The organism is Psychromonas sp. (assembly GCF_047632955.1).
Classification (GTDB): Bacteria; Pseudomonadota; Gammaproteobacteria; order Enterobacterales; family Psychromonadaceae; genus Psychromonas.
The window spans coordinates 1-5,452 of record NZ_JBLIED010000082.1; the positions used below are offsets into that span (position 1 = coordinate 1).

Here is a 5,452-nt window from a genome sequence, read left to right on the forward strand (position 1 = left end):
GTACGAAATAAAAAAAACTATCAACTTTTTCAAAAGAATCGAATCAAAACGGTTTTTTTAGTCGTAACTACTATGTAGATCCACAAAAACATCATATTTTAAATAAGTAACGACTCTGCAAAGGATTTAATAAACTTCATGTTAAATTAATAACAATCAAAATATCGATTAAGGTGATCATTGGTTGATTGTTTTCGCTTTAAATATGTATTACGAATCCATTCATTAATCTAGTCTAAATGTAGGCCGACTTAATGGAATGCTTAGAAGTAGGGAAAGGCATGACACAACTGTACAGGGATAATATGGCGCTGTTGGCGCAACGATGGCCCGCGTTAAGCAATTATATTGATGAACAAGGCATTGAGGATTTAAATGCGCAGCTAACTGAAGGAAAATCACAAACGATCAGCATAAATGATATACAACTTTCTAGTCGCCACAATGCGTTAGAAGAAGCTTTTTTCTATCGTTCTCTAACAACGGGTAATGAATTCCACCTATTTGGTTTTGGCATGGGCGATCTGCCTAATTTATTAACTCAAGATAAAAGCGCAACAAAAATCACTATTTATGTCTTACATGCAGATATTTTCAAATTAGTCTTGCATTATTCCGCACAACAATGGCTTACGGATGCGCGCTTTGATTTACAAATTGTCACTGAAAATAGCTCACTTATCCCTTTGATGAGCCACCCGGGTGTGATTATTTTGCCTGCGGACAAAGCCCTGCTAAAAAATAAGCTACCTAACATTTATTATCAGCTGGAAACTATCATTTTTTCTATGCACTTAAATAAAACCATGAATAATGCTGAGTCCCAAAAAAAATACCGAAGATTAGAAACTGACAATTTAGCTTTTTTGAAAAAAGAACAAGATGTGAAAGCTTTATGCCAAACGCAGGTAAAAGAGGTTATCTTAGTCGGTGCGGGGCCTTCTTTGGAAGCGTGCCAGGATTTATTACATAAACTCACTCAGCAAAAACACAGACCGTTAATTATCGCAGTCGCGATGGCCTGCAAGGCCTTGTTGAAATACGGGATCAAACCAGATATCGTTGTTTCAATTGATGTGGATGTATTTGATACCGTTATACCTTATCAAATTGCCAAAAATACTTGCTTGGTATACAGCTCCCGTACTGATCATAAATGTATTAAAAAATGGCGAGGAGATCGTTATTTTACCCATTTAACGGATCCATCATACGATCATTTTAATAAGGTACTACCAGCAACTCGTTTATCGATCTTTGGTTCTGTGATTCACCCCGCGATGCATATAGCACTTGCCAAAGGGGCGAAGAAAATTTATATCATGGGTTGTGACTTTGGTTTCCCGAATGAACAAGCACATGCTGAGTTAAATAATGATGAGTACGCGCTTCCTTTTATCAATGAAACCGTGATTAATGGTTACGGTCAAGAGATCGGTACGGATAAACAATATCGTACTTTTTTAGTGGGTATGGAACAAATGATGTTTGTTCACCCAAAGGTAGATTATATCAATTGCAGTCGTATTGGAGCGCGTATTACCGGCGCTCGATATTTAACAGAAGAAGTGTAATTATGCATAATGAAAGTATTCAAGAGGCATTACAGCCTTTTATCTATTTAGCCCATTGTTATCGTTGTGCGGATGTCACCTTGATTGATACTTATTTGCCCGTGGGCATTGCATTTATTAATGAATATAAATGGATGTTTACAGATCTTGGTCGACTCATTTCGATAATGAAAAGCATCAACATTGCCAATAAGCGTAATGATAACATTGCCGTTGCTGATTATTTTGAATATGATTTATGCGAGTATTTAGAACAACAACTCTGTCGGATAAAGCTGCAAAAAGTCAGTAATTATCGGTAATTTTAGCTTTACCAAGGCAAAATAATTTTTCGGCTATTTTTATTTTTGTTGGTTTTTTTTGTGCTTTTCCTTTTCTGGCAATGAGTTATAAGCTTATAGACATGCTGTCAGATATTTTTGGTCTCCGGGATTGGCAACAAATAAGTAATGCATTCCGTTATCTGAGCTGAGCTCTATCATTGGCTATCGCTCGGTGTATTGTTGGCATTAAAAATAGTTTCAGTCTATTGCGTTGGTATTTTTGTTCAAGTCTTTTTTGAAAAAGAAGTAATGAAGTATCTTGGAAATACATACAAGCAAACTCACTCATCAATATATCGTGTGATTAAAAAACATTTTATTTGTTGACGTTTATCAGGAAGAGCACAAAAGCACTCAGATAAAAAGCATTTTTAACCCGTGTTTTATAGGCTTGGCTTTTCATCTCATTCACAAATTATCTTTTCAAAAAAACACCGCCTCATAAATAAACAGACCCTCGTCATGAATCTTGCCTGTAGTCTAATGCGCTGTTTTTTTCCAGTTTTGAAGCCTGTTGATTCGCATAAAATAAAAAAAGTTTAATTTTTTATTAATAAACTGAATCAAAACGTTTTTTTTAGCCGTAACTACTATTAGCTCCATAAAAACCCAATATTTTAAAAAAAAGGAATTAGACAATGTCTTTATCAATTCAAACCAACTATGCCAACCTTGTTGGTCAAAATACTTTAAACCAAACTAACGCGGATTTTAATACATCACTAGAGCGTTTATCCACGGGTTTTCGTATTAATTCGGCAGCCGACGATGCTGCCGGTCTGCAAATCTCCAACCGTTTGGAAGCGCAGGGCCGTGGTATGGGCGTGGCGATGCGTAATGCCGGTGATGCCACCTCGCAGATGCAGGCCGCGGAAGGCGCGATGGAAGAGATGACCAATATCGCTTTCCGTATGAATGACCTAGCAACACAGTCTGCCAATGGAACAGCTTCTCAAGAAGATCGTGATGCAATGCAAACTGAGTTTGCTTCATTATCTAGCGAATTAGGTAGTATGGTTGATAACACTAACTTTGGTGGCCAAAATTTATTATCTGCTGCTACTGGTAGTGTTGGTGTGTTTTCTGCTACTGGTGGTGTTACATATCAAGTGGGCTCAACTGCTGCAGAAACACTGACTGTTGATATTAAAACTGAACTTGATAAAATAACTACTGCGATTGGTGCTACCGGGGGGTTAGGGGATATTTCTACTGCAACAGGCGCAACAACGGCAATGGGTGATATGACGTCATTCATTGATGATGTGGGTGGAGCGCGTTCAGGACTGGGTGCCAACATTAACCGCTTAGATCATACTATGGCTAACCTGTCGAATATGTCGGAAAATACGGCCGCAGCAAAATCCCGTATTATGGATACCGATATGGCGGCGGAATCATCAAGCATGTCTAAAAACCAGATGTTAATGCAGGCCGGTGCGCAGGTGCTTTCATCAACGAAAATGGTGCCGCAGTTAGCCATGTCATTAATGGGTTAATCACAGCTATATAACACAAAAAAACCGCTCTTTAACCAGAGCGGTTTTTTTAACCTTAAATTAAGTTAAAAGTATTCATTTAATCGCCTGTTATGCTTTACTATCAAGATCCATAACGTTCGCATTAAGATCGGCAGTGATTAACATAACGTAATGATTAGTATAAAAATAATTAGCATAACTGCGCTGAAGAAATAGCCTGTTATGCCAAGGGTTTTTAGCAACCAGCTTGTTATCGGCACAAACGGATATTTATTAAAGGGAGTTTAAGATGGTCGATGCCGTGAGTATGGCAACACAACTTGCCGCTTGGGAGGTTTACCCCTTTGAAACACGCGCACAAACACAATTAAGCGAATTGAGTGGTAAACGCAGTGCATTAAGCGGTATCAACAGCGCATTAGGATCTTTTGATACGGCACTCTCGAGTCTCAGTGGTTATAATAAAAGCGTGATCAAAAATTCGGCCAGTTCTTCCGATGATGATTTCTTAACCGCGACTGCGGGCGCAAAAGCACAAGCCGGAAACTACCAGATTTTTGTTGAGCAACTTGCCCAGCATCACCAGTTAGCCACAAAACTTCCCGCCGGCACCACCCAGGATTCCTTTGTCCCCGCTTCAGGGACGCTCACCCTAGATCTTAACGGAAGCAGTTTCACTGTTGATTTGGCAGCGGCAGATAGCGAGGGCAATGGCGAGCTCAGTTACCAGGATTTAGTCACGGCCATTAACACCGATCCTGATAACAGCGGCGTTTCCGCCTCATTAGTTATCAGCAATGGTGAAATTCAAATGCTCTTTAGCGGAGATGAGATGGGTGCAGCAAATACAGTTAGTATTTCGTCGAACACTGCTGACACGGTTTTTGATACGGCGATGGACAGTAGTAATATGACTGAACTGCTTAAAAATCAGGATGCTATCGCCTGGCTCGGTGGTGAAGATACTGGCCTTAAGTTACAAAATAGCGACAATGAGCTGGAGGGGGTCTTCAGTGGTGTTGATATTACCCTGAAAAAAGCACAGCAAACTGGCGAGGTTGGTGAGACCTTAACCATTGGGGCGGATCAGGAAGGTACTAATGAGGTCATGAAAGGTCTGGTGGATAAATACAATAAGATCATCAGCACCATAGATAAATACAGTGCCAACGGCAATGCGGAAGGCGAATCGCGCGGTGCATTAGCGTCGGACCCGACCACCCGATCTATTAAAAACAGTCTGCGTGGTGTTTTTCAGCAGTCATTTAATGGTGTCACCATGGCCGAGTTAGGTTTTGAATTTAGCCGTGACGGCACCTTAAGTTTTGATGGTGATAAATTTGAGGAGTTTCAAACTAGCTCAACTGCGGATGTTGAAGAGATATTTAGGGGGGAGGGCATGTTCCTGAGTCAACTGCAGGGGAAACTTGATGTTTATCATGATTCTTCAAGCGGTACGATAAAAAACCAGATTGAGTCGATTGATCTGCAAAAATCGCGCGCTAATGATAAGTTAGAATCTTTAGATCGTAAGTATGAAAATTATTATGCGCGTTATTTAAAACAATATACATCGTTAACCACGCTGCAGACTCAAATGGACAATATCAGTTCCATGTTCACACAATATTAAGGATTTATTATGTTAATGAACAATCCAAGAAGGGCCTATAAAAAGACCCAGGTCGAAGCGCAGGCGGCGGCTTCTTCATCCGTTGAGCTGATCCGTATGCTGCACGGTAAGTTAATGGAAGAGATTGATAAAATGAGCTTTCATCTGCAGGCTAAAAACCATGCCATGAAGGCAGTTTCCGCACAAAAATCCATGGATATATTAATTGCCCTGGACAGTTCACTGGATTTAAGCAGCGGTGATGAGCTGATTAATAATCTGCACCGTATCTATGAATTTGCGATCAGCAAAATCTATCAGGCAAGCCGTAATAATGATATTGAAGAAATTAATCAGCTTAAACCTATTATTCAGGATATTAAAGATGGCTGGGATGGCTTAAGTGCGTGATAATGCGCTGCAAAATAGCTACATAAAACAAGCAAAATTACTCACTGCAGG

5 protein-coding genes are annotated in these 5,452 nt (G+C 39.8%); all 5 read left to right on the forward strand.

Annotated features, from left to right (window positions below):
* Positions 1-281: 281 nt before the first annotated feature.
* The 5 genes from ACJAZP_RS19735 (at position 282) to fliS (ending at position 5,401) form a co-directional block, all read left to right on the forward strand.
* Positions 282-1,574: a motility associated factor glycosyltransferase family protein gene (locus tag ACJAZP_RS19735; RefSeq protein WP_415232449.1), complete on the forward strand. Its 1,293-nt coding sequence runs from the start codon at positions 282-284 to the stop codon at positions 1,572-1,574.
* A 2-nt stretch (positions 1,575-1,576) separates the two neighbouring features.
* On the forward strand, positions 1,577-1,876 hold the full coding sequence (locus ACJAZP_RS19740) for a hypothetical protein (RefSeq protein ID WP_415232450.1): 300 nt from the start codon (positions 1,577-1,579) through the stop codon (positions 1,874-1,876).
* Positions 1,877-2,535: 659 nt separating this feature from the next.
* Entirely contained in the window at positions 2,536-3,396 is an 861-nt protein-coding gene (locus ACJAZP_RS19745; protein WP_415232451.1) for a flagellin, read from the forward strand.
* Between the two features lie 271 nt (positions 3,397-3,667).
* The gene (fliD, locus tag ACJAZP_RS19750; protein ID WP_415232452.1) at positions 3,668-5,011 is read left to right on the forward strand and encodes a flagellar filament capping protein FliD; all 1,344 of its coding nucleotides are present in this window, start codon (positions 3,668-3,670) and stop codon (positions 5,009-5,011) included.
* A gap of 9 nt (positions 5,012-5,020) precedes the next feature.
* Complete coding sequence (gene fliS / locus ACJAZP_RS19755; protein WP_415232453.1) at positions 5,021-5,401, forward strand: flagellar export chaperone FliS; 381 nt, start codon at positions 5,021-5,023, stop codon at positions 5,399-5,401.
* Positions 5,402-5,452 lie beyond the last annotated feature (51 nt).